This is a genomic window from Roseburia hominis A2-183, assembly GCF_000225345.1.
Taxonomy (GTDB): Bacteria; Bacillota; Clostridia; order Lachnospirales; family Lachnospiraceae; genus Roseburia; species Roseburia hominis.
The window spans coordinates 265,635-289,091 of record NC_015977.1 but is presented as its reverse complement, the minus strand read 5'-3'; the positions used below and the strand labels follow the sequence as shown (position 1 = coordinate 289,091).

General features: G+C 49.7%; 21 protein-coding genes and 1 pseudogene. 4 read left to right on the top strand and 18 right to left on the bottom strand.

Translation table 11 applies throughout. The features are described 5' to 3' along the window. Positions 1 to 154 precede the first annotated feature (154 nt). The 3 genes from RHOM_RS01220 to RHOM_RS01210 all read right to left on the bottom strand — a co-directional run bounded on the left by RHOM_RS01220 (position 155) and on the right by RHOM_RS01210 (position 4,204). On the bottom strand, positions 155 to 1,426 hold the full coding sequence (locus RHOM_RS01220; protein WP_014078468.1) for a response regulator: 1,272 nt from the start codon (positions 1,424 to 1,426) through the stop codon (positions 155 to 157). After that, positions 1,399 to 2,265, bottom strand: coding sequence for a CPBP family intramembrane glutamic endopeptidase (locus RHOM_RS01215; RefSeq protein ID WP_014078467.1), 867 nt, complete (start codon positions 2,263 to 2,265; stop codon positions 1,399 to 1,401). Before RHOM_RS01215 ends, RHOM_RS01220 begins: the two co-directional genes overlap by 28 nt. A gap of 244 nt (positions 2,266 to 2,509) precedes the next feature. Then, entirely contained in the window at positions 2,510 to 4,204 is a 1,695-nt protein-coding gene (locus RHOM_RS01210) for an alpha-glucosidase (RefSeq protein WP_014078465.1), read from the bottom strand. 143 nt (positions 4,205 to 4,347) lie between these two features. On the opposite strand from RHOM_RS01210, the gene RHOM_RS01205 reads away from it, so the two are divergent. Then, positions 4,348 to 5,244, top strand: coding sequence for an AraC family transcriptional regulator (locus tag RHOM_RS01205; protein ID WP_014078464.1), 897 nt, complete (start codon positions 4,348 to 4,350; stop codon positions 5,242 to 5,244). 562 nt (positions 5,245 to 5,806) lie between these two features. Here the strand turns inward: RHOM_RS01205 and RHOM_RS01200 are convergent. Beyond that, positions 5,807 to 6,670 carry a helix-turn-helix transcriptional regulator gene (locus tag RHOM_RS01200; RefSeq protein WP_014078462.1) on the bottom strand — a complete coding sequence of 288 codons (864 nt, stop codon included), beginning with the start codon at positions 6,668 to 6,670 and terminating at the stop codon, positions 5,807 to 5,809. 225 nt (positions 6,671 to 6,895) lie between these two features. Between RHOM_RS01200 and uxuA the strand changes: the two genes are divergently transcribed. Together uxuA and RHOM_RS01190 are read left to right on the top strand one after the other, a co-directional pair. Next, the gene (gene uxuA / locus RHOM_RS01195; RefSeq protein WP_014078460.1) at positions 6,896 to 7,978 is read left to right on the top strand and encodes a mannonate dehydratase; all 1,083 of its coding nucleotides are present in this window, start codon (positions 6,896 to 6,898) and stop codon (positions 7,976 to 7,978) included. Further along, positions 7,965 to 9,578, top strand: a complete 1,614-nt coding sequence (locus tag RHOM_RS01190) for a mannitol dehydrogenase family protein (protein WP_014078459.1) — start codon at positions 7,965 to 7,967, stop codon at positions 9,576 to 9,578. Before uxuA ends, RHOM_RS01190 begins: the two co-directional genes overlap by 14 nt. A 144-nt stretch (positions 9,579 to 9,722) precedes the next feature. Here RHOM_RS01190 and RHOM_RS01185 read toward each other — a convergent pair whose 3' ends face one another. The 7 genes from RHOM_RS01185 to RHOM_RS01160 all read right to left on the bottom strand — a co-directional run bounded on the left by RHOM_RS01185 (position 9,723) and on the right by RHOM_RS01160 (position 15,936). Next, the gene (locus tag RHOM_RS01185; protein ID WP_014078458.1) at positions 9,723 to 10,895 is read right to left on the bottom strand and encodes an MGDG synthase family glycosyltransferase; all 1,173 of its coding nucleotides are present in this window, start codon (positions 10,893 to 10,895) and stop codon (positions 9,723 to 9,725) included. Then, positions 10,870 to 11,481: a glycerol-3-phosphate acyltransferase gene (locus tag RHOM_RS01180; RefSeq protein ID WP_014078457.1), complete on the bottom strand. Its 612-nt coding sequence runs from the start codon at positions 11,479 to 11,481 to the stop codon at positions 10,870 to 10,872. The genes RHOM_RS01185 and RHOM_RS01180 overlap by 26 nt, the downstream gene beginning before the upstream one ends. Further along, positions 11,474 to 11,605 (bottom strand): hypothetical protein, encoded by a 132-nt coding sequence (locus RHOM_RS18090; RefSeq protein ID WP_014078456.1) that lies wholly within the window; start codon positions 11,603 to 11,605, stop codon positions 11,474 to 11,476. Before RHOM_RS18090 ends, RHOM_RS01180 begins: the two co-directional genes overlap by 8 nt. A 215-nt stretch (positions 11,606 to 11,820) precedes the next feature. Next, a complete protein-coding gene (locus RHOM_RS01175) occupies positions 11,821 to 13,113 on the bottom strand; it encodes an adenylosuccinate synthase (RefSeq protein WP_014078455.1) in 1,293 nt (430 codons plus the stop codon). Positions 13,114 to 13,130: 17 nt separating this feature from the next. Further along, the gene (locus tag RHOM_RS01170; RefSeq protein WP_014078454.1) at positions 13,131 to 14,438 is read right to left on the bottom strand and encodes an FUSC family protein; all 1,308 of its coding nucleotides are present in this window, start codon (positions 14,436 to 14,438) and stop codon (positions 13,131 to 13,133) included. Between the two features lie 15 nt (positions 14,439 to 14,453). Next, positions 14,454 to 15,254, bottom strand: a complete 801-nt coding sequence (locus RHOM_RS01165) for a DUF4866 domain-containing protein (protein ID WP_044024759.1) — start codon at positions 15,252 to 15,254, stop codon at positions 14,454 to 14,456. Between the two features lie 25 nt (positions 15,255 to 15,279). After that, entirely contained in the window at positions 15,280 to 15,936 is a 657-nt protein-coding gene (locus tag RHOM_RS01160) for a YoaK family protein (RefSeq protein ID WP_044024758.1), read from the bottom strand. Positions 15,937 to 16,126: 190 nt separating this feature from the next. On the opposite strand from RHOM_RS01160, the gene RHOM_RS01155 reads away from it, so the two are divergent. Next, positions 16,127 to 17,011: a LysR family transcriptional regulator gene (locus RHOM_RS01155; RefSeq protein ID WP_014078451.1), complete on the top strand. Its 885-nt coding sequence runs from the start codon at positions 16,127 to 16,129 to the stop codon at positions 17,009 to 17,011. An 11-nt stretch (positions 17,012 to 17,022) separates the two neighbouring features. Here RHOM_RS01155 and RHOM_RS18275 read toward each other — a convergent pair. The 7 genes and pseudogenes from RHOM_RS18275 to RHOM_RS01125 form a co-directional block, all read right to left on the bottom strand. Next, a pseudogene (locus RHOM_RS18275) lies at positions 17,023 to 17,836 on the bottom strand (carbohydrate kinase family protein). Further along, positions 17,799 to 17,939, bottom strand: a complete 141-nt coding sequence (locus RHOM_RS17540; RefSeq protein WP_158307313.1) for a hypothetical protein — start codon at positions 17,937 to 17,939, stop codon at positions 17,799 to 17,801. Before RHOM_RS17540 ends, RHOM_RS18275 begins: the two are co-directional and overlap by 38 nt. Before the next feature lie 104 nt (positions 17,940 to 18,043). After that, positions 18,044 to 19,255, bottom strand: a complete 1,212-nt coding sequence (locus RHOM_RS01145; RefSeq protein WP_278244838.1) for an MATE family efflux transporter — start codon at positions 19,253 to 19,255, stop codon at positions 18,044 to 18,046. Between the two features lie 119 nt (positions 19,256 to 19,374). After that, positions 19,375 to 20,385: a LacI family DNA-binding transcriptional regulator gene (locus RHOM_RS01140; protein WP_014078449.1), complete on the bottom strand. Its 1,011-nt coding sequence runs from the start codon at positions 20,383 to 20,385 to the stop codon at positions 19,375 to 19,377. Between the two features lie 500 nt (positions 20,386 to 20,885). Continuing rightward, on the bottom strand, positions 20,886 to 21,632 hold the full coding sequence (locus tag RHOM_RS01135; RefSeq protein ID WP_014078447.1) for an N-acetyltransferase: 747 nt from the start codon (positions 21,630 to 21,632) through the stop codon (positions 20,886 to 20,888). A gap of 4 nt (positions 21,633 to 21,636) precedes the next feature. Next, positions 21,637 to 22,323, bottom strand: coding sequence for a GyrI-like domain-containing protein (locus tag RHOM_RS01130; protein ID WP_014078446.1), 687 nt, complete (start codon positions 22,321 to 22,323; stop codon positions 21,637 to 21,639). Further along, positions 22,320 to 23,237, bottom strand: coding sequence for a helix-turn-helix transcriptional regulator (locus RHOM_RS01125; protein WP_014078445.1), 918 nt, complete (start codon positions 23,235 to 23,237; stop codon positions 22,320 to 22,322). Before RHOM_RS01125 ends, RHOM_RS01130 begins: the two co-directional genes overlap by 4 nt. Between the last annotated feature and the right edge of the window lie 220 nt (positions 23,238 to 23,457).

The window sequence follows — 23,457 nt, the reverse complement described above, 5'->3', positions numbered from 1 at the left end:
ATATCATGGGATTCTTATTCCTTTCGCTTATTTTTAGTATATCCTTAGTACTAATACACTAATATATCAACTTCTTTTTAAAAGTCAATACACGTCATTTATTTTATTTTATTTTTATTTTACATCTGACCGTTTCGGCAATCTGTCCAAAAACTCACATCGGATTCTCAAGATATTCCGCGAGCACCTGGTACAGTCTCTGCGGCTCCACCGGCTTTGCAAGATAGTCGTTCATTCCGGCTTCCTTACAGGCATCCATATCCTCGCGCGCGTCCTTCGCGCTCATTGCGATAATCGGAATCATCTGCGCATCCTTGTGCGGCACCCGTCTGATCTGCCTTGCCGCCTCAAAACCGTCCATCTTCGGCATCACAATATCCATCAGGACCGCATCGAAATAATGCTCTTCCCTCTCCATAAAAAGCTCCAGCGCCTGCCGTCCATCTTCCGCACAGACGACTTCCACGCCCCGGCGCTCCAAAAGCTTCCGCGTAATCTCAACATTGAGCGGATGATCCTCCGCGAGAAGCACCCGCTTCCCCCCGAGCGCGGCAAACGCCTGTCTGGAACCCCCGCCTCTCGCCACTTCCTTCTGCGGCTGAATATCCACGAGCGGAAGATCCAGATGCACCTTCACCTTCGTGCCCTCGCCGATCGCACTCGTGACTGCAATACTTCCGCCAAGCTGCTGCACAATATTCTGTGTAATTGCCAGCCCCAGTCCGCTGCCGTGCCGCCGTTCCGCCTCATCCCGTCTTTCCCGCGTAAACGGCTCAAACAGCAGTTCCTGAAACTCCCTGCTCATGCCGATTCCGGTGTCCGCGACAACATAATCCGCAGAAAAAGTACCGCTGTGAACCGCATAATTGCATACCCGAAAAGAGATCTCTCCCCCTTCCGGAGTGAACTTGACCGCGTTCCCCAGCAGATTAAAAAAGAGCTGCTCCAGCCGGATCGGATCCACCATGACATTCAGACTGTTCTCGCCGCCGGACATGTGAAATGTGATCCCCTTTTTGGCACACTCCGGCTCTGTCATATCCCGGATCGCCTCCATAAAATCCTCGAGCGCATACGGCTTCGGATGCAGCCGGAATCTCCCCAGTTCAATCATGGAAACATCCACGAGATCATTCAAAAGCCCCATCAGAAACCGGCTCGCCGTATCAATTTTTCCAAGACATTCCACCATCTTCTCCGGGTGATCCGACTCTTCAAGTCCGACCGCCGTCATTCCCATGATCACGTTCATCGGCGTCTTGATGTCATTGCTGATGCGGGAGAGAAAATCCGTCCTTGCATCCGCGACATGCTGCAACGCCTCATCCCTCTCACGCTCCGCCTTCCGGATCAAAACGATGCTGACCGCCAGTATCGCTCCGAGAAGCAGCAGGAAAATCAGCAGCAGGATTCCGCTTTCCCCCATGGTCTTTTTCCTCCAACAAGTATCATTCCGACAAGCAGCACTACCGCCGTCGCCACCTGATCCGGTGTCCCAAAAACAATGTCACGCACAAAACTCCACGCCGCGTGAAACGCTCCGATTCCCCATATATTTCCGCGCCGGATCAGATAAAGCGCCGCGAAAATACCGAACAGCATACCGTTTAAAAATGCAAGCGGCGCCTCCACGGCTCCCGCCGCGTACGGAAGCGCACCGATCACCGCACTGATAAGCACCGCCACCGTCATCGAATAGCGCCGCGCGATCGTTACCATCAGGTAACTGCGGTACAAAAGCTCCTCCGCCATCCCCTGGATCAGATATCCCAGGAGAAACAGCACCAGCATCCCCGGCGCCGTTCCGGTAAACAGCTTCGCTTTTCCCGCCGCCACCGCGATACCCCCCGTGACTACCGCAAATACCACCCCAAGTCCCAGTCCAATGGCATATTCCCGCAGCGCGTGCTCCTTCACAAAACCGATCATCTCAAAGCTGCGCTTCTGGAACTTCCTGCAGAATAAGACGACCACCAGAAGCATGGCAATTCCGGAAAAAAGCTTTAACACCGCGTAGGCATCCGAACCCGCAATCTGCACCGACACCTCCGACAGCTGTTCCATATCCCCGGAGGCAGCCGCATCCTGATATGCCGTGTTCGTATTCAGCAGCACAAGCTCTCCCGGCAGCAGAATCAGCATCTCTCCAAATGCCGCAATGATGTACACCGTCACAAACACCAGCAATTCCACCAGCCAGTGCTGCCCCTTCTGTACCTTTTTCGACTGCTCAACGAGCTTCGGACAATCTATGCTCTCTTTCATCTCAATCTCCCATCCTGCGTGTGGGCTTCTGTCTGCCCGCTGCGACATTTCATTTTACGGAAAACTGCCTGTTTCCGCCGTTTTTCTGCACTTATCATAACATAAAAAATGGAGCGATGCAAAAATTTCCTGCACCGCTCCACACGCATTTTCCGGCTCATTTCTTCCGCCGGCTGACGCTTATTCCGGCTCACTTCTTCCGCCGGCTGACTTCCATCCCGATCCGGTTACTAACGCCGGATTCCTATCCCAGCTCGATTACCGCCACTTCACAGCTTCCGAGTGTCAGCGCGTTCGCTTTTTCACATGCCGTCTCCACCGCGCTCTCTGCTCTCAGATTCGACAGCAGTACCTGCCTGCACGGATAGGCAAGCGTCAGGGAAACCGCATCCGTTCCAAAGTTTGCTGCAACCAGTATGCGCTGCCCACTCTCCCCGGACACACGGTAATACGCAAATACATCCGCCATTTCCTGGTAAGCCGGCTCGAAGATACCGTAGGTGAATGTTTCCCGGTAGGCGTCCGCCTTGCGCAGATGCACCAGTCTCCGGTAATAGGCAAGCACCGAATCCGTCCGCGCCTCCTGCTCCCTGACATTGATCTGCCGGTAATTCGGATTCATTGCCAGCCACGGCGTTCCGTCCGTAAATCCGGCATTCTCATCATCCGTCCACTGCATCGGCGTTCTGGCATTGTCCCTGCTGTTCTCGTAGCAGCAGCGCAGTGCCTCCTCCCTGCTGCAGCCCGCGTCAATGGCAACCTGATACTGATCCTTCGTGCTGATGTCGTCATACTCCGAAATGTCGTTCCGGATGCAATTTGTCATGCCGATCTCCTGTCCCTGATAGATAAACGGGATGCCGCGGAGCAGAATGGATGTGGTTCCCAGCATCTTTTTCCCGGCTTCATTTCTTGCATGCTCCGGCAGATAGCGGCTCGCTCCGCGCGGCTCGTCGTGATTCTCAATAATGTTCGCCGCGAATCCCGCCTTCTGCAATTTTAACTGGGATGCAAACAGCGTATCGCGCCATTTTTTGAATTCGATTGGTTTGCTGTCATACCAGCCGTGTTCTCCGTAGGTCAGCTCATGTGCGGAAAAATCAAACATGGTGGAAAAATGCCCGTCATCCCCGATGAACTCCGGCAGTTCGTCCTCCTTCATGTTAAAAACTTCCGCCACGGTAAATGCATCCCATTTTTCAAAGGTTGCATGTTTTAAGTCCTCTAAAAGCGCGCCGACTCCCTGCACTTCCTCAACCATCTTCACACAGGAGGCAAGTCCGTCGTCTCCATCCGGCGGGAATGACGGAAATGCCGTGTCTTTTTTGATGTTGATGATTGCATCGATGCGGAATCCGGCAAGTCCCTTCGCCAGCCACCAGTTCACCATATCGTAGATCTTCTGACGAAGGACAGGATTTTCCCAGTTTAAATCCGGCTGCTCTTTTGCGAACATGTGCAGGTAATATTTGTCTGTTCCCGGCACCGGCTCCCACGCATTTCCGCCAAAATACGAGCGGTAATTGCTCGGCTCCCTGCCGTCTTTTCCCTTCACAAAGTAGAAGTAATCCGCATATTCCCCATCCGGATCTGCCAGCGCCTTTTTGAACCATTCATGCTGGTCGGAACAGTGATTCACCACCAGATCCATCACAATGTACATGCCTCTCTTTTTTGCCTCGGCAAGCAGCTCGTCAAACTCCTCCATCGTTCCGAATTCCTGCGCGATCGCGTAGTAGTCGGAAATGTCATACCCCTGATCCACAAAGGGAGATTTATAAATCGGAGAGAGCCAGATGATGTCAATGCCAAGCTCTTTCAAATAGTCCAGCTTCGAGATAATTCCCCGCAGATCCCCGATTCCGTCCCCGTTCGTATCCAGAAAGCTCTTCGGATAAATCTGATATGCCACTTTATCGTGCCACCATTTTTTCTTCATTGCACATTCTCCTTTTTCCCAATACGGTTTTTCTTTTCCTTTTTGTATGATACTGTTATTATAATAAGAGAAATCCGTAATATCTTGCACTATATTTTCTTTTTTATTGCACAATACTGCTATTTAATATCAGGGGAACGCACATGAATAGGACATCCATTCCGGCGCCGGAGCAAAAGGAACACGCCCGGCACGGTGAACAGCTTTTTCCACTGCAAAAATATATCACCACGCTGGACGATCTGCACCCGTCCGTCAGCGCACACTGGCACGAGGAAGCGGAATTTACGCGCATTCTCTCCGGGAGCGGCACCTATCAGATCCAGCTGCAGCACTATGACGTTGCCGCGGGCGATCTCCTCTTCATCCCTCCGGCGCTACTGCACGCAATCACCGTGACGCCCAGAGAGAAGCTTTGCACCGAGACTTATGTTTTTCACATGCATTTTCTCGGCGCCAGCACCGCGGACATCTGCTCCGTGCAGTATCTGACGCCGCTTGCGACAGCAAAGCTGATTCCGCCGTTTTTCTTTGATACCCGTCATCCGCTGCACGCTGCCTTAGATGACCTGTTCAACGATATGGATGCCCTGCACGACGCCGCCACGCCGGGCTATGAGCTGCTGCTGAAGGCTGATTTTCTGCGCCTGATTGCGCTGCTTCTCCCCTGCTGCAGCGCAGCGGATGAGGACACACGGCTCCACATGGAATATACCGCCAAATTAAAAACAGTTCTGGAGTATATTGATGCCCATTATGCGGAGGAGCTTTCCATCTCCGCTCTGGCTTCCCTGTGCTATTTCAGTGAGTATCATTTCATGCGTTTTTTCAAGCGCTTCATGGGTACCTCCTGCTTAAATTACATCAAGAACCTGCGTCTGGAGAAGGCTGCCGAGCTGCTCGGGCAGGACAGGCTTACCCCGCTGGACGTCTCCCTGTCCGCCGGCTTCCACAACCTGTCCTACTTCTACCGGGAATTCCGGAAAAAATACGGCGTGACCCCGGGGGATTTCCGCGGAGCCGGTGCCCGGGAGAAATAGGCTTTATAATAGGAAATATCATTCCGGAGCGAAGCAGCGGGACGGAGTCTTTGAAACAAAATGCAAGAGTTTCTTCCCTGCCGCTTTCGGCAATTCATTCCGTGTCTTTGCCACGCTTGAACAATCCGCGAATGTGTCCGACAAACCCGCAGACAATGAGCGGACTTCCTAGCAGCGCTAAGCACACCTCTTCACAGACATGATAAAACCGCGCGAGCCGAAACTCGTTGCTTTCTGCTATTAAAAACAAGGCAGAAAGCAGCTCAAACATCGGTCTCGCGCGGTTATGTTTTGCTCATCGGTGTGCAAAGTGCTGCACGTAAGTCCTAAAATTGTCTGCGGCTTGCGGACACATTCGCGGAGTGCTCCAAGCCTGGAAAGACGCGGATCATCGCAGTTGTCGAAAGCGGCTGGGTTAGAAAGTCCGTATTTTGTGATCAGACTCCGCCCCGCTGCTTCGCTCCGGAATGTGATTGTCTGTTATAAATCCCCGTAAAGATCACTTCTCCCCGGCTGGCTCCGTGAAAACCGCCCGGGGCATGCCCTATTTTCCGGTCAGCGGCTACCGCAGGCGCTCTTCGCGGTACTCCTTCGGCGACATGCCATATTCCCGGCGGAACGCGCGGTAAAAGCTGGAATAGTCCCGGAACCCGAACCGCTCATACACCTGGCTGATGTTCTCACCGCCTAAAATCGCCTCCCGGGACGCCTGCATCCTTTTCTTTAAAATATACTGGTGAACCGAGATTCCCGCCTGCTCCTTAAAGACGTGCGCCACATAATAGCGGCTCACGAAAAAGGCTCCTGCCAGTTTTTCCAACGACAGTTCCTCCTCCAGATGCTCCTCTATATAATAGATCAGATTCTGATAGAGATCCTGCTCCTTTACCTTGGCGGGATTTTCTTCCTCGTACACCATCCGGTTCAAGTGCAGGATCAGATCGTTGACCAGCAGCGGTATCCGCGCCTCCCTCCCAAAACGCTCCATCTGCATCTCCTCAATCAGCTGAAAGATTTTAAACTGCGTGGCGTTAAATGTAATTACATCACTGTGAAACACATTTTTCCCGGACACTTCCGCGCGCTGCATCAGGTAGCCGTATGCCGGAGAAAGTTCCATCAGCCGGCTGGCATATTCCCGGCTGACCCAGAACACGAACCGGCGGTATGCCTGCGCATGGTTGTGCACAACGGCACGGTGCCTGCGGTGCGGAGGAATTACCACCATATCCCCATAGCGGAGCGGGTATCTCTGCCCCTCAATCTCAATCGAGACGTCCCCCTCCATAAAAAAATAGAACTCATAATAATCGTGTGTGTGCGTATCCACTTTTGACGTGTAATGTTCATTATAATAATATAGTTCAAAATCGCGGGACAGCATGTACTGTCTGGTGCTGAATCTGGTCTGTAAATTTTTCTGCATGCGCTATTTCCTCTTCGGGCACTCCTTTCATGCCGCCATTGATCCGTTGCTTTCCTTTTTCGTCTTATATTTTTTCAAACTCTTCCCTGATTATAGCGGAAGATAGCAACTTTTGCAATGTATGCAACAAGTCTTTCAATTTGCTTTTGGAGCGGATTTTATATAATGAAATCATCCAATATGACACTTCCTTAACGGAGCAGAAAAGAACGGAGGTTACACACTATGGAAATGACTTTAAGATGGTACGGTTCCAAATTTGACACCGTCACCTTAGAGCAGATCAGACAGATTCCGGGCGTGACCGGAGTCATCACCACCCTCTACGATACCGCACCGGGTGAGGTCTGGAGCAGAGAGCGCATCGCCGCATTAAAGGCGGAAGTTGCTGCCGCAGGACTTCATATTTCCGGTATCGAGAGCGTCAACGTCCACGACGCCATCAAAACCGGCGCACCGGACCGTGATCTCTACATCGATCACTACATTGAGACACTGGAAAATCTCGGAAAAGAAGATATCCATCTCGTATGCTATAACTTCATGCCTGTTTTCGACTGGACCCGCACGGAACTCGCCAGAAAGCGTCCGGACGGTTCTACTGTCCTCGCTTACACCCAGGAGGCTGTGGATGCCCTCGATCCGGAGAAAATGTTTGAGTCCATCGCCGGGGATACCAACGGCAGCATCATGCCGGGCTGGGAGCCGGAGCGCATGGCGCACATCAAAGAGCTTTTTGCCATGTACAAGGACATTGACGATGAAAAATTGTTTGCCAACCTGAAGTATTTTCTGGAGCGCATCATGCCGGTGTGCGACAAGTATGACATCAACATGGCAATCCATCCGGACGATCCTGCCTGGAGCGTATTTGGTCTTCCGCGCATCATCATCAACAAGAAAAACATTCTCCGCATGATGAGCATGGTCGACAATCCGCACAACGGTGTAACTTTCTGCTCCGGTTCCTACGGAACCAACCTGGAGAACGATCTGCCGGATATGATCCGTTCCTTAAAGGGACGTATCCATTTTGCCCATGTGCGCAATCTGAAATTCAACAGCCCGACAGACTTTGAGGAAGCCGCACATCTCTCTTCAGACGGCACTTTTGATATGTATGAAATCATGCGTGCCCTCTACGAGATCGGTTTTGACGGTCCGATCCGTCCGGACCACGGACGTATGATCTGGGGCGAAGTCGCTATGCCGGGTTACGGCCTTTATGACCGCGCACTTGGCGCCACCTACCTGAACGGACTTTGGGAAGCAATTGAGAAAGGAGCTGCACGCTATGAAGCTAAATAACAAAGGATTAGAAAATAAGAACGCATGGGAAGCTGCCGGTTACGCACTTCCGCAGTATGACAGAGAGGCGGTTGCCGCCAGAACAAAGCAGAATCCGTTCTGGATTCATTTCGGAGCCGGCAACATTTTCCGTGCCTTCCAGGCAAATGTGGTACAGGATCTTTTAAACAAGGGAGATCTTGACCGCGGTCTTGTCGTTGCCGAGGGTTACGATTATGAAATTATCGAGAAAATGAATCATCCGCATGACGACTACAGCATTCTTGTCACTTTAAAGGCAAACGGCACCGTTGAGAAAACCGTTGTCGGCAGTGTGATGGAGTCTCTGGCACTCGATTCCGAGGACGATGCACAGTTCTCCCGCCTGAAGGAGATTTTCTCCGCGGACTCCCTGCAGATGGCAACTTTTACCATCACAGAAAAGGGTTACAACCTCTACGGTTCTGACGGCAGCTTCATGCCGGCAGTTGCCGCAGATATGGCAGCAGGTCCGCAAAAGCCGGCCAGCTATATCGGAAAAGTCGCATCTCTTCTGTATGCACGTTTCCTTGCAGGTGAGAAGCCGATCGCCATGGTAAGCATGGATAACTGCTCCCACAACGGAGATAAGCTCGCGGCAGCCATCACAGCATTCGCAGAGGGCTGGGTAAAGAACGGTCTTGCCGATGAGGCATTTGAGGCTTATGTGAAGACTTCCGGCAAGGTATCCTTCCCGTGGACGATGATCGATAAGATCACCCCGCGCCCGGACGCTTCCATCGAGGAGATTTTAAAGAAGGACGGTGTCGAGGAACTGGATCCGGTTGTCACCAGCAAAAACACCTATGTGGCGCCGTTTGTCAACGCAGAGGAATGCCAGTATCTCGTCATCGAAGACAACTTCCCGAACGGTCGTCCGGCTCTGGAAAAGGGCGGTCTGATCTTTACCACACGGGAGACCGTCGACAAAGTCGAGAAAATGAAGGTCTGCACCTGCTTAAACCCGCTTCACACCGCACTTGCTGTTTACGGCTGCCTGCTCGGCTACAACTTAATCTCCGAGGAGATGAAGAATCCTTCTTTAAAGAAGCTTGTTGAAGTGATCGGATATAAAGAGGGACTTCCGGTTGTTATCAATCCGGGCATTCTCGATCCGAAAGAGTTCATCGATACCGTATTAAATGTCCGCATTCCGAATCCGTTTATGCCGGACACACCGCAGCGTATTGCAACCGATACCTCCCAGAAGCTGGCCATCCGTTTCGGCGAGACCATCAAAGCCTATGCGGCAGCTCCTTCTTTGAACGTTGCCGACTTAAAGCTGATCCCGCTTGTATTTGCCGGATGGCTGCGCTACCTGATGGGTGTTGACGACAACGGTAACGCATTCACCCCAAGCCCGGACCCGATGCTTGCAGAAGCGTCCTCCTATGTTGCCGATGTAAAACTCGGCGAGGCTTTCGATGCAAAGAAAACGCTTGCACCGATCCTCTCCAACGCAAAGATCTGGGGCGTTGACCTGTGCGCACTCGGCATGGATACGCTGGTATGCGATTACTTTACCGAGCTTACCGCAGGCACAGGCGCTGTTGCGGCAACCCTTGCAAAATATACCGCTTAATCCAGAGACAGAACAATCCTTTTTCCTGTTACTTATCACGTCAAGAGGGGCTGCCCGCTTCATGCGGCAGCCCCCTCTTCTATGTACGATCGCTATACCGGCTGCTGACCGGAAAACATCGAAAAATACTCCTGTGCTCTCCCGCTATATTTTTGTTTTTACAAACTGATATATCTTTTCCGCACTGTGTTTTTCCATTCCCTGGCACTGTGCTCTCTGCATCGCGTTTCTCTTCCCGGGATTATGAAGCAGCTGCATTCCTTTTCTGACCAGGCCATATTCCGTGTATGCGGTCACGCTCATTCCCTTTTTGACAAAAAAGCTCCGATTCTTTGTCTCACATCCCGGTATCGGCTTTGTGTGGACAATGGGAATCTCCGTCACTGCGGCCTCCGTGGAGGTGAGTCCGCCGGGTTTTGTGTAAATGATGTCACACGCATGCAGATAAACCGGCATGTTGCTGACGCTTCCCAGGATCGTCATCCTCGCATCTCTGCCGAAGCGTGCCTGCATCCGCTGCTCTAGTTTCTGATTGCTGCCGCAGATCAGAATGAGGTGCTCCTCCCCTTGTATGCGCCTCAGCAACGCCGGAATCAGCCGGTCGATCGATCCCGCTCCCATGCTGCCACCTGCCACAAGGATATACCGCTGTTTTTCTTCGAGTCCCAGACTTTTTTTCGCCGCCTGCTGCACCTTTTTGCGCACAATGCTGTGCGCGTGTGTATCCGCCGCAGCACTTTCTTCCGGCGTACCACCCCACGGCTCACTGCATGCCGCCGCCACCGGAATGCCCGTCACCACCAGCTTTTCTTCCGGAATCCCGCGCTTCACAATCTCCGGGATCAGACTCTCGTGCGGAATCATATAATAGTCGCAGTCCGTCTCTTCCCAGAACGGGATACAGGTATAATCCGTCATCACCGCCACCGTGAGCGGAAGCTTCATTCCCTTTCGCTTCATATAGGTAATGGTTTCCGCCGGATACAGATGCGGCATGACAATCACGTCCGCCGGATGTTTCTTCAGATACGCCGCCAGGTAGACTGCCATCTTCCCATTGACATAATAGACCGGCGAACGACGGAGAAGCCGGCTGACAAGCATGCCGATCTTATACAAAAGTCCGAACAGACCCGGGGCAATCTTTACCGTCTCCACATAGACGTTACCGACCGTCCTCGAGACCTTCTCTCCTGCAAGCTTAAGATAATCCAGCACCACCGCCTCGTCCCCGTGCGCACGGAAAGTCTCCGCAACCGCGCGTGCCGCCGCGTTGTGGCCACCGCCTGTATTACATGATAAGATCAGTACATTCATTTTTTTCCTCCCCCGGGCATCCGAATGTGTGCCGGTAGATAACCGTTTCGGCAATCAGCAGGCCTCCGATCAGAACCGGCCGCTCCTCCACCGCAAGACAGGTTCCCGCTGCAAAGCACAGATACGTCACAATACTCCGTCTCACATGGCTTTTGATCTTAAGCAAAAGTGAAAACAGCAGATAAAACAGCACCAGCATCGCTAACGGCTGCCAGATTCCCGCCGGCACCAGTCCCAGCAGAACCCCGAAGGATACCGCGATCGCCTTGCCGCCGCGCCCGCGGTGATAAATGGAATAGGCGTGTCCCAGCACAGGCGCCGCCATTACTGCCGCAAACCACAGGGATTGCAGACCGGCGGTCCGCTCGCACAGCCACACCGGTAAAAATCCCTTCAAAAGTTCCAGCAGCAGCACACAGGTTCCACAGACTGCGCCGCCGTACCGGAATGCATTGTAGGTTCCGGGATTTCCGTCCTCCGACATCTCCCGGATATCGATATGGCGGGTCAGCTTCGGAAGCACATAAGCAAATAAAATGCTTCCCAGAAGATAGCCGCCGATCACAAATCCCAGATAACTACTCATAACCGCTGCTCCTCTCGCTCTCGTTTTCTAACACTGATATGTAATGTAACATATTTTCTTTCATAAGAAAAGACAGGGCGGCAGAAACTCTTTCTGTCACCCTGTCCTTTTCGTTTATTTCCATTACACTCCCCTGTAATAAAAAAGAATCTTGCTTGCGAGATTCTCCGCGCGCGAGCGGTTCGCAAAGCGATATTTTCCTTACCGCGAGCTGCGCATCCTCGCGGAGCGTTTTTTATTTCATAGGAAAGTTCCACTTTCACACATGAATGTATCACGGTATTTCCTATGAAATAAAAACAAAACCGGATATAGGAAATGCCCTCGCAGACGTTTTTGTCACTCACGCAGCAGGTACGCATCCCTCTCTGCTCCCGTAGATACCAGATAAATCGGATGATCCACGAGTTTCTCCAGTGTACACACATATTTTCTGGCATTTTCCGGCAGATCCTTCCAGCTTCTGCAGCCGGAAATATCGCATTCCCAGCCCGGCAGTTCCTCGATCACCGGTTCTGCCTCCTCGAGTCTGCTGTCCGTCGGGAAAGAATCAAGCAACACACCGTGCAGACGGTATCCCGTAATTACCGGAATTTTATCAAATGCTCCGAGCACATCCAGTTTGGTCAGTGCAATATCCTGCGCCTTCTGGCACCGGATGCCGTAACGGCTTGCAACAGCGTCAAACGGTCCGACACGGCGCGGTCTGCCTGTTGCTGCGCCGAACTCTCCGCCGCTCTCCCGCAATTTTTCATTCCAGGCTTCGCCCATCGCCGTCTCCGCTACAAACGGTCCCTCGCCTACGCATGTGGAATATGCTTTCATGACGCCTACCACGTTGTCGAGCGCGCAGCCCGGAATACCGGCACCGATCGGGGCATAGCTTGCAATTGTATTGGAGCTGGATGTAAACGGATAAATGCCATAATCAATATCGCGGAGCGCTCCAAGCTGCGCCTCAAACAGAATATTTTTCCCTTGACCGGCAGCAGCACCGAGCAATGTTCCCACGTCGCAGATATAATCTTTGAAAAATTCTGCCTGGCTTCTGCACCACTCCATAATCTCATCATAGGAGAGCGGTTCCTGATTGTATACATTCTCCAGCACCAGATTCTTGCTGTCGATGATAACTTTTAAACGATGCTGTACGGACGGCGCATCCAGTTCCAGCAGATCGCCCATCCGAAGCGTCTTTTTCATATATTTATCTCCGTAGGCGTAGGCGATGCCTCTCCGGGTCGATCCGAATGCGGAACCCGTCTTGGAAAGCCGCTCCTCCTCAAGCACATCCTGTCTCACATGGAACGGCATGCAGATGGTCGCCTTATCTGAAATCTTAAGGTTCGACGCATCCACTTTTACTTTCATATACTGCATCATTGCAATCTCATGGCGCAGATGATCCGGATCGATCACCATACCGTTTCCCAGCACACAGACTGCCGTCGGATGCAGGATACCGGACGGAAGCAGATTCAGCACAAATTTTCCCTGATCCGTCACCACCGTATGCCCGGCGTTATTGCCTCCCTGATAACGGACAACATAGTCCGCCTTTTCTGTGAGAAGATCCACGATTCTTCCCTTTCCTTCATCGCCCCAGTTAATTCCCGTCACTGATGTTAACATAATAATTGCCTCTCTTTCTAATTGCGGATGTCCTCCAGCTTCTTGGACACTCTTGTCTTTCTTTTTCTTCCGGTATAGTCTGCGCGGATGTTCTGCACAATCCGGTTAAAATCACTGTCCGCCACCGCCACATCACAGCAGGTCTCCGAGTCTTTGTCTCCATAGACAATACTGTGATGCACATGCAGCATCTTCATAAGCCGGTCAAGCATGTTCCGCGGGCTTGCCTCAATCGACAGAATCTTGAGAAGACTCTTCTCCCCGAATACGTGATCCTCCAACAGGAATTTCAGCTTCCCGGCGAATCCCATCTCCTCAAGCTGCTTCTCCAGCATAATCAACCGGTTGTGCGTGTCCAGAACACTGAAATACAAAATATGATCTTCATCGTGCGGTGCACGTTTCATATAGTTGCGGTACGGCGAAGTCCGGAGTTTCTTTAAGTATCCTTTCTGGTCCTCGTCCACCAGATCGTTATAGTAAATCACCCACACGTCATCCACGATGACATTGGTGAAAAATGCGCGGTTCTGCTCCGTCAAAAGCTGCCGGATACGGATTCCCATATCGTGCTCCATCAGGCATGCATGCAGATACCTGTTCTGATAAATATCATACAGAACCGCTCCGTCAAGGGCGATCACCGGCAGGCGCAGCTTTAAGTGCTCGACCTCCGCAATCAAAGACGCCGGTGTCTGTCTGGTAATCATGGTAAAAAGTGCGCCCTCGTCAATCATATGATTTAATGCTGTCTTGTTAAATTCGCTGATCTGCCGGTGCGCACTGCGCAGCTCATCATCCAGCTCCGCCACGAACAGCACATCGTTGCGCTTCTTCCCGTGTGTGTGAAAACTGCCAACCAGGCTGCCGATTCCCACGCCGAGGAAAGTATCCACCACCCTGTAAAACAGGAATTCATACGGCGATACTCCATCATGTGTGATGACCGCAACGCTTAAATACGCCACGCACGCCATGAACGCAATGTACTGTTTGCCGAGCAGCACCGTCAGATAAATGGTAATGCAGATCATTACCGCGTTTAAAAGATCCCACCACAGTTCGCCTCCGGGCAGACCCTTGACCGGCATTTCCAGAAACATCGCCACCGCACCGGTGACCGCGCCGATCAATGTTCCGATCGCACGGTTGAATGCCGTGTCCTTTGTGTTTGCAATATCCGGCTGGATACAGATGATCGTCGTGATCAGAACGTAGAACGGCGACCGCTTTGCCCCTACCGCAGTAAAAATCAACAATATCAGGAAAGCCGCTATCGATGTTTTTATAATCCTCATGCCAATGCGCGGCATACTTTTTTTCATGCTTCTCATCCCTTTTCAGACACTTCTGGCATAACGTTCCATCTCTTCCCGGAACCCCAGCGCAATCCCGTTTGCCTGCTCAATGTTGCGCTCCATGGCATCGCCAAAATGACGCAGCGGAAGGAAAATTCCCAGTTCCTCGCTTCCGGTCTCCTGCCCGTTTACCTGCATTTTCCCGTAATACATAAAGGCACGCGGCAGCACATCTTCAAGCCGCATCAGCGCGTCCCATACATGGACATACACCTGCGCATCCGTCAGATGCTCCTGCAAATGTTCCGGCATGGCATAGAGCAGCAGGATTCCCAGATGTCGCCCGATCTCCACGCTCTCCACCGACAGATCCTCCTCGCCGTAGCGGTGCTCCTCGCGGAAACCGTACGCCAGATATTCCCGCATCTGTGGGATCGGCTCCCTGTGCTGATAGATTCTGCTGAACTTCTGGTAAACCTTGTCCGGGACGTTCACCGGGAGCTTCTCTCTTAAGATTCCCTGGTCATCGGTCAAAAGAATCGGGTTTGTCTTGCCCTTGTCGTCAAACCGGATCGGGATCAGAAAAGAGTTGCGCAGCAGATCAAACATGCTGTTTCCGCAGATCGCCATCAGAAATGCCGACAGATCCTTGTTCTGGTATGCCTGAAACAGCGCCCTCGTAAAAGTCTGTGGCGATACCGCCGGCATCTGCGCATCCATATCCTCCGATTCCGGAAAATGCTCATAAAACGTATCCTTCAGCCGCTCACACGCATCCGGATTTTCCAGAATCTTCTCGAACAACTGCTCCGCTTTTTCTTCCCTTGGAAAAATAGTTGCCATTACACTCTCCCCTTTCTGTCTGTTCTCACCTGTTCCATACACGCAGCTTTTCCAGGAACATTAACAGCACGCTCACCATCAAAAGTCCGCCTGATACCCAGATCACATGTACTCCGTAACGAACCGATAAGTTGCCGCCTGCCCCAGCGCCCAGCGCGAAAAACAAGATGATGCCAAAATAATAAAGAGCCTGCTTTAAAAACTCGGGACGGCGCTCCCTGAAATACATGGAAAGCGATGCCGTACCACTCCGCAGATTGCCGATGCACATCGTGCTGGCGTAGGAATAGCCGTCCACCTTCCGGAATGCCTGCACCTGCATCGCACAGGAGAACGACACCAGGATGGTCGCCGTCATGTTGAGGGTCTGCGGAAGGAATCCGACAATCAGAAGGATTGCAATTTCCAGAAGCAGAATTCCCTGCCGCCAGTGCAGCCGCCTGGCAAAGCGGAACTGCGCCTGTATCCGCTCCGCCGCCAGCACGCCAAACGCGAATGCCAGAAGCGGCAGCAGATACTTCAGCCCGTCCTTCCACTCTCCCATCATAAAATGCTGGCTCATCAACACCACATTGCCCGTCTGCGCGTTGGAGAACACCTTGTCTCTGGTAAAGTAGGTGTATGCATCCTGAAAGCCTCCGGACATTGCAAGGAAAATACTGTTGATAAACGCTTCCGACATCTGCTTTTCCGGAAGTACCTGTGTCATCCAGCCTGTGAACTTTCCCTTTTTCACCTGTATCACTCCAAACTCTCTTGCTTTCTTGATCCTTCTGTATTATACTGACCGAAAATAGATATGTAAAAAGTATATTTTATATATTGGATATATCAATATCATATATCAAGGAGTGCAAAAGGAGGCACGGATCATGACGCTGGATTACTACCGCATTTTTTACTATGTTGCACAATATCAAAGCTTTTCCAAAGCTGCTGAGATTCTTGGGAACAACCAGCCGAATCTCTCCCGCTGCATGAATCTGCTCGAGAGCGAGCTCGGCTGCAAGCTGCTTGTGCGCACCAACCGCGGTGTCAGCCTGACGCCGGAGGGGGAACGCCTCTTCTCCCATGTCGCTATCGCCAACGAACAGCTGATGCTCGGGGAACAGGAAATCTTAAAAGACAAAAGTCTCGAAAGCGGTCTTGTGACCATCGGCGCGAGCGAGACGGCTCTGCGCCTGTTTCTTTTGAACAAACTGGAGCTTTTCCACCACAATTATCCACATGTGCGCCTGCAGATTTCCAACCATTCCACACCGCAGGCCATCCGTGCCCTGTCGCACGGCACCGTCGATTTTTCCGTGGTGACGACCCCGATCGACATCAAAAAACCTCTTCACAAGACGTCGCTTTTATCCTTTCGCGAAATCCTGATCGGAGGTTCTTCCTATGCCGCTATTGCCTCCCGCATGCAGAGTCTGCACGACCTGTCGGAGGTTCCTTTTATCTCTCTCGGAGCCGGAACCGGCACGAGAGAATTGTATTCCCAGTATTTTCTAAGTCATCATCTTGTATTTTCACCGGACATGGAAGCCTCCACGACCGATCAGATTCTGCCCATGGTCGCGCACAATCTCGGCATCGGCTTCTATCCGGAAGCACTCGCCTCCGAACCGATTGCGCGCGGGGAAGTGCTTCCCATCCGTCTGGTCGAGCCGATCCCGGAACGTGAGATCTGCCTCATCCGGGACACAAGCCGCCCGAAGAGCATCGCTGCCCAGAAGCTGATGGAACATCTGCAGAGCGATACCTGAAACGACACCGCTCAAATGCTTTTTTCTGCAAGAAGCGCCTGTATTTCCTCCGGTTCCGGCATCACGCGCAGCGCTCCGCGTCGTGTCGTGACAATCGATGCCGCCGCATTTGCAAAACGCAGCATCTCTTCCAACTCCGTCGTGCCAAATCCCGCCACGCCGTGTTCCAGAATATAGTGCAGGCAGCATGCACCGAACGTGTCTCCCGCTCCGGTCGTCTCGATCGTGCCCGCCTGTATAAATGCAGGTTGTTCGGCTCTGCGGCTGCTGCAGTATGCCCGGCTTCCCCCGCTTCCCATCGACAACAGAATCAGAGGAATGTAGTATTCCCGCCAAAGCATGTCCACTCGCGGTCGAAATCCTCCTCGCCGGTAAATCACCAGATCTCATTGTCCGATATTTTCAGCACATCGCACACTTCCATCCCGTAAGCAGTCTGTCTCTTCGTCTCTTCCAATGACCGCCAGAGCGGTTCCCTTATGTTCGGATCAAAGGAGAGCATCGCCCCGTTTGCCTTTGCGGTCTCAATGGCATGTCCTGTGGCGCTTCGCACCGGCTCATCCGTCATCGAGAGCGTGCCAAAATGAAATATGCGGGTGTCCTTTAAGATCTGCTCCTGCAGTTCCTCTGTACGCAGCATCATATCCGCGCCCGGATTCCGGTAAAAAGAAAAAACGCGGTCTTATGTCCAAACTTCTGCAGCATTGCCAGCACATTGCAGGGTGCTCCGCCCGGATTCGCCTCATACATGAGATTCCCCTGTGCACTGCTGCCGTTTTCCGTAAAATCAATCAGCACTTCCCCCCGCGTACGTCTGCGCCGCATACGGCAGCTTCCTGAGATATGCCTCGTTTACAGTAATTACCTTTAAGATACAATCATCTGCTTCTTCAAACTGTCTCCTGCCTTCCAGTTTTTCATATTCCATAAAATAATTTTTATCATCCTTTATATCCGAAACCTGACAGCAATAGTCAATTGCCAGCTGCTGATATAATTTTCTTTTATATCATCCATATCCATCACCTCACACTACGATAAGCTGATCATCCACTTACGCCTCTTAAAAATAACAAGCGCTACCACCAGCCTGAATATTTCTTCGGTGGTAAGCAGTGTATACACACCAACTATGTCCCACTTAAATGCATATGCTGCAAGCAGACACAGCGGGATTCCGATGCACCATGTGCCAACAATATCAATCATCATAATCATTTTGGTATTGCCGCCGCTTCTTATGATACCGCCTCCGAGTATCATATTTTCAACCTTGACCGGTGCATACAGGGCAAATACAATAAGCAATATCTTTCCAAGTTCTTTTACACTGTCATCTACACGATACAGCCCGGTATATACTCCAGCCAGAAGAATGAGCAATATCGATACTGCTGCCGCACCAATTAAGCCTGCATACATTATTTTCTTCGATTCTGTATAAGCCTCATCATACTCTTTCCTGCCAAGCCTCTTGCCAACCATTACACCGGCAGCCGCCGACAATCCGCTAAGCGCTCCTACAATAAGCCCCTGTATCGGACAGGTAAGTGTGTATGCCGCCAGATTTGCCATTCCAAGATGCCCATAGACGGCAGACTCCACATTTTGTCCGAGGCTCCACAAAAATTCACTGACCAGAATCGGCATAATCATGATCAGATAATCCTTGATAGTAATTTTACTGAAACGCAATGACCATACCGGTTTATCTTCATCCTTTCTGATACATAAGGCAAATCCAACCGCAATAAATACCAGATTAAATAACTGCGAAATCAGTGTTGCGATCGCAGCTCCCTTTATTCCCATACATGGCAATCCGAATTTTCCAAATATCAGCAGATAATTAAGACCTGTGTTTACAGCGACTGCCCCAAAGCTCGCCCAAAAAGGTATTGTGGCATGCTCCCTGCAGCGCAGCCACGAAGATAAAATATTGCCGGCCGCCATTGGAATATAGGAGAACGCTACTATCCTGAAATAGACCGCACCGGTATTTACAATACTCACATCCCTCGTGTACAGCCCAAGAATCTGCGAGGGAAAAACTCCTGCTGCAAACAAAAACAGCGCAGCTATTACCATTCCGCTAATAAGGCTCACATCAAAACTGCACCATGCCTCTTTTGTATCTTCCGCACCAATAAACTGTGCGATCAGTATCCCCGCAACCGTACTCACTGCACCAATCACTACAGAAAAAATCAGCGAAAAGTTTCCACATAGTCCAACTGCCGATATGTTAGTCTACACTAACTGTCCTATCATAATCTGGTCTACAATTGAAAAAGATGCCTGCAGCATACTTTGCAAGGTGACAGGAATTGCTATTTTACACAATGTTTTCATAAATTTCGACATTATAATTCCCCCGTACTTTCTCTCTTAATTAACTCAACCGGCAACACAATTTTTGTCTCACATTCTGCTCCATCGCGCATTGCCTCAAGACACTTAATTGCAGTTTCTGCCCTAAGGGACGCCTCCTGATGAATTGTTGTTAGAGAAGGATGGCTTTCCCTGCTTGCCATGTTGTCATCAAATCCGATTATCTGGATATCCCTTGGAATCCGAATGTTCTTTCCCTGCAAAAACCTCATAAACTCAAGTGCATAGAAATCTGATACCGCAAAAACAGCGGTAACATTTTTCTCTAACAGCGCCTGATATTTATCCTCATAAAAACGCATTCTCTCCTTTTCTGTCCTTGGTATTTTCCATCTTAATGTTTCTCCCGGTCCAAAGGCTTCGCTAAAACCTTCGATGCGCTCTTTATCCATGCAGATAAAATTGTCCGCTATGCACAACGCTTTTTTATGTCCAAGCTCCCTAAAATATCTTCCTGCCTGATAACCACCGTCATAATGATTGATGACCAGATTGACCACCTTGGAACATTTTTCAAAATAACCATCATACACTACAAACGATATCCGCATCTGATTTCTGAGTTTCTCATAATCCGCTTCACAAAAACCCATCAGAATCAGCCCATCCATATTCCACATAGATGCAAACACCGGAATCTCACTGATGTCAGATGTCGTTTTTATCATCAGAAAATATCCTTTTTCATTTACCCCATGGGAGAGAGCATTTATTGAAGCCATAACAAATCCATCCTCTAAAACCCTGCCCTCATACTTTTCATTATCATTCACCACCACTCCGATGATTCTTGAATTATTCCTGGCAAGCAGAATAGCTGCCATATTCGGGATATATCCCGACCTCTCCAGCTCCTGCTGGACGCGTTTTACCGTCTCATCCGAAATCTTTTCTGTTTTTCCGTGAATCACCTTTGAGACAGTTGCAGTACTAAGACCTAATGAATCTGCAACATCCGCAATCCGAACTCTGTCCTGTGCCATATGTATTCCTTCTTTTCCTATATTCTGATTATATGGTACAACAGAAATATGTGTGTTACAAAGGTTAAGTGCATAACCCATGACAAAAATTGCATTCCTGCCTCTTGCATACGGTTATGAAGTATGTCCACCTCTTGCACGGTGGCGAGCCGATGAACTTTCTGTAATAGAAAAACACCCTACATTGCTGCAAGGTGTCGATGTTGTATGCATCTTTTATCTCTGGTGCGTATTTCATAATCATGTCTGCAAGAAAGCCACAGCAGCATCCAAAATCCTTGTTCATTGCCAAGCCTCCCTTAAATGCAAGAATTTCTTACTATTTTACAAGTGAAGTTTGGACTATACGGTCTTTGGTCAGCAATGCCTGATGCCGAATTTCTGACACTTTTTATCTCCATACCTCTTTTGAAATGGAAACCATCTGCATTTTCTCAAAAATAAAATACGATACAACATCATATCGTAAAAAAGTAAAGCATATGCCATGTTGTTTTCTCCTATCTTCCCACCAGCTTTAAGAATTTCTTATCATTCATCTGCTCATTCGTAACATACTCCCCATCACAAAATAGTGCATAAGTCGTAATCGGTGTTGGTACATTCTGAGCATCCTTCCTACTTTCGATCTTCACAGCCTTGAATGGAATGCCATTCTTCTGAGCGGTTTCTTCCAGGATTGGTACATACTTTGCATTGAAAGGACATTGGTTTGTATAATAAAGAACATAGCCACGTTCATTTATATGAGGGTGTTTTGCACATTCCTTGAACACCGGTGGCTCAGTTTTCTCTTCAAATGGCAGATACCATAACTGGATTCCATTATCAGCCTCATCACAAACTTCAAATCCTTTATATTTTAGAAACTTCGGATCAGCCAGAAATGGCTTTTTCCTTGCTGCCGCAAGAATACATAGGCCTTCCTTCCCCTTTTCTCTGCTGTCCTCAATACACCTGGAAAGTAAGTCACTTGAATATCCATGACCTTTGAAAGAACCGGACACCCACAAACAATTAATATACATATAACCAGGTGCCTCGATTGGATTCCATGCACACTCCGCAGGTATGTACTCAATAAAGCACTTGCCGCGTTCTACGCTCTTAAGAAACACAAGACCTTCATCAAATCTATCCGCAAGCCATGCCTTCTTTGATGATACCTGAATATCTTTATTGTCGGAAATGGCACAGCAAATATGCTCCTTTTCAAGATTTTCTTTCGTAACTCTAATATATTCCATACCTTTAAGCCCTCCTTATCGGATGCCTGACCACAGTCTTCAATTTCTCAGGTGCCACTCTCCGCGCATCACTCAGATAAATCTCGTGGTGCATCCTCTGATCCGTTATATCAAGTGTATATCCCTGTTCTTCCATAAATCTGTGCATTGCATCTACCGTAGCAGGCTCATCGTCATACGCTCCGATATGCATACACTGTACACATAAGCCCTCCTCATAGGAAAAAAACTCAACCTTAGAAAAATCCTGTTTTTTCTTTGCCGTAGCTTTCCTGACAGCCCAGTCGAAATTCTCCCTGGTAACAAAATCTGGCAAGCGAATAACAGAAATCCACTTAAAATCTTCCTTACGAGCATAATCAATTCCGGATACGCCGTCTCGCCTGCCGGCTCGGTCGGTTCGCAGCATGGCGTCCCCCGGACGCCGCTCACCCTGCCACCAGAATCCCTCTAATGGCGGCACGACATAATCGAAATATCCATCAATCTGATGATCTTCCTTTTTGCTCATTTTAATCGTAAATGCAATTCCATACAGAAGTCCGATAGCCTGCTTGTATTCTCCGTCTGCATCATTTGGATTGCCGCTTCCCCTTACCGCTATATAGTTCATTTTCGGAACAGTTACGATAGACGGTGTGCCTTTCGGCATATAAAATTCTTTATATTCTTTTTTATAATCAAATGTCATTTTCCTAATCCTCCATAGATTTTTAATGTTTCTTCCGCATTCCTGCGGATAATGTCCCGTGCTTCTTTTGGTTCAAGCACCTCTACTTTTGCTCCAAATGTCATAAGCCATGTCACAAGGTTTTCCATATCCGTATAGTCTGCTGAAAAGAGCAGCCTTCCATCGTCTGTTTCTGTAAAGCAGTTCGGTCCAAATTCTTCAACCAGCCGCCACTTCATATTCGGTGTGAAAAGAGCTTTTACCTTTATCCCACCCGGAAATATCTTCTCATTTGACAAATCCGGCATTGGTACATCTCTGCACAGAAATCCACGGTCTGTTTCAACAACACAATCCATACGGTTCAGTTTGAACAGCCTGTAATCTTTACGTTCTAAACACCACCCCCATACATACCAGCTCGACCACTGGAAAACCAGATAATATGGTTCTACCCTTCGGTTGCTCTCTCCGGACGGAGCATAATACTTAAATCGTATGATGCGCCTGTTTTCTATTGCACTCTGTATTACCTCGATCTTTGGAGCAAGGGAACCCTTATACCATGAAGATAAGTCAATCAGCATAGAGTCTCTTCCACTGATGAACTCTGATGATCCGGTCTGGATTTTCTCCATCAGCTGACTGTAGTATCTGCTTCCGCTCACACTGTCAAGACTCCGCAAACCTGCAAGAATCATCTGCATATCTTTGGATGTCAGTATCGTCCTATCCATACGATATCCGTCCATAATACTTATACCGCCACCGGTTCCCTGTGCCGTCCTTATTGGAATACCTGCTTTGCAAAGGTCTTCAATATCCCGGTTTATTGTCCTGCGGGATACCTCAAATTTTTCTGCCAGTTCAGGAGCCGTTGTCTTTTCTTCCTGCAGTAAGATTGACAATATCCCAATAAGCCTATCTATCTTCATAATTCCACTCTCCATACATATCATATCTAACACAACACGACAACTATATGTCATGTTTATTATATCCACAAAAAAATTTTCTGTAAACAAAAAGCCTACGAACATCAGGTTTTATTCCCAATGTCCGAAGGCTCTATAACATTAGTTAAATTTTCTCTTTCTTATAAGCCGAATCATCCTACGATTCACTTGGAATCATCTGAAAATATCTCAGTGCCTC

Bases quoted from the DNA above. Each gene is read 5' to 3' on its own strand.
- RHOM_RS01220 (WP_014078468.1), bottom strand. From the start codon at position 1,426: ATGGGGGAAAGCGGAATCCTGCTGCTGATTTTCCTGCTGCTTCTCGGA.
- RHOM_RS01215 (WP_014078467.1), bottom strand. From the start codon at position 2,265: ATGAAAGAGAGCATAGATTGTCCGAAGCTCGTTGAGCAGTCGAAAAAG.
- RHOM_RS01210 (WP_014078465.1), bottom strand. From the start codon at position 4,204: ATGAAGAAAAAATGGTGGCACGATAAAGTGGCATATCAGATTTATCCG.
- RHOM_RS01205 (WP_014078464.1), top strand. From the start codon at position 4,348: ATGAATAGGACATCCATTCCGGCGCCGGAGCAAAAGGAACACGCCCGG.
- RHOM_RS01200 (WP_014078462.1), bottom strand. From the start codon at position 6,670: ATGCAGAAAAATTTACAGACCAGATTCAGCACCAGACAGTACATGCTG.
- uxuA (WP_014078460.1), top strand. From the start codon at position 6,896: ATGGAAATGACTTTAAGATGGTACGGTTCCAAATTTGACACCGTCACC.
- RHOM_RS01190 (WP_014078459.1), top strand. From the start codon at position 7,965: ATGAAGCTAAATAACAAAGGATTAGAAAATAAGAACGCATGGGAAGCT.
- RHOM_RS01185 (WP_014078458.1), bottom strand. From the start codon at position 10,895: ATGAATGTACTGATCTTATCATGTAATACAGGCGGTGGCCACAACGCG.
- RHOM_RS01180 (WP_014078457.1), bottom strand. From the start codon at position 11,481: ATGAGTAGTTATCTGGGATTTGTGATCGGCGGCTATCTTCTGGGAAGC.
- RHOM_RS18090 (WP_014078456.1), bottom strand. From the start codon at position 11,605: ATGGAAATAAACGAAAAGGACAGGGTGACAGAAAGAGTTTCTGCCGCC.
- RHOM_RS01175 (WP_014078455.1), bottom strand. From the start codon at position 13,113: ATGTTAACATCAGTGACGGGAATTAACTGGGGCGATGAAGGAAAGGGA.
- RHOM_RS01170 (WP_014078454.1), bottom strand. From the start codon at position 14,438: ATGAAAAAAAGTATGCCGCGCATTGGCATGAGGATTATAAAAACATCG.
- RHOM_RS01165 (WP_044024759.1), bottom strand. From the start codon at position 15,254: ATGGCAACTATTTTTCCAAGGGAAGAAAAAGCGGAGCAGTTGTTCGAG.
- RHOM_RS01160 (WP_044024758.1), bottom strand. From the start codon at position 15,936: ATGTCGGAAGCGTTTATCAACAGTATTTTCCTTGCAATGTCCGGAGGC.
- RHOM_RS01155 (WP_014078451.1), top strand. From the start codon at position 16,127: ATGACGCTGGATTACTACCGCATTTTTTACTATGTTGCACAATATCAA.
- RHOM_RS17540 (WP_158307313.1), bottom strand. From the start codon at position 17,939: ATGGAATATGAAAAACTGGAAGGCAGGAGACAGTTTGAAGAAGCAGAT.
- RHOM_RS01140 (WP_014078449.1), bottom strand. From the start codon at position 20,385: ATGGCACAGGACAGAGTTCGGATTGCGGATGTTGCAGATTCATTAGGT.
- RHOM_RS01135 (WP_014078447.1), bottom strand. From the start codon at position 21,632: ATGGAATATATTAGAGTTACGAAAGAAAATCTTGAAAAGGAGCATATT.
- RHOM_RS01130 (WP_014078446.1), bottom strand. From the start codon at position 22,323: ATGACATTTGATTATAAAAAAGAATATAAAGAATTTTATATGCCGAAA.
- RHOM_RS01125 (WP_014078445.1), bottom strand. From the start codon at position 23,237: ATGAAGATAGATAGGCTTATTGGGATATTGTCAATCTTACTGCAGGAA.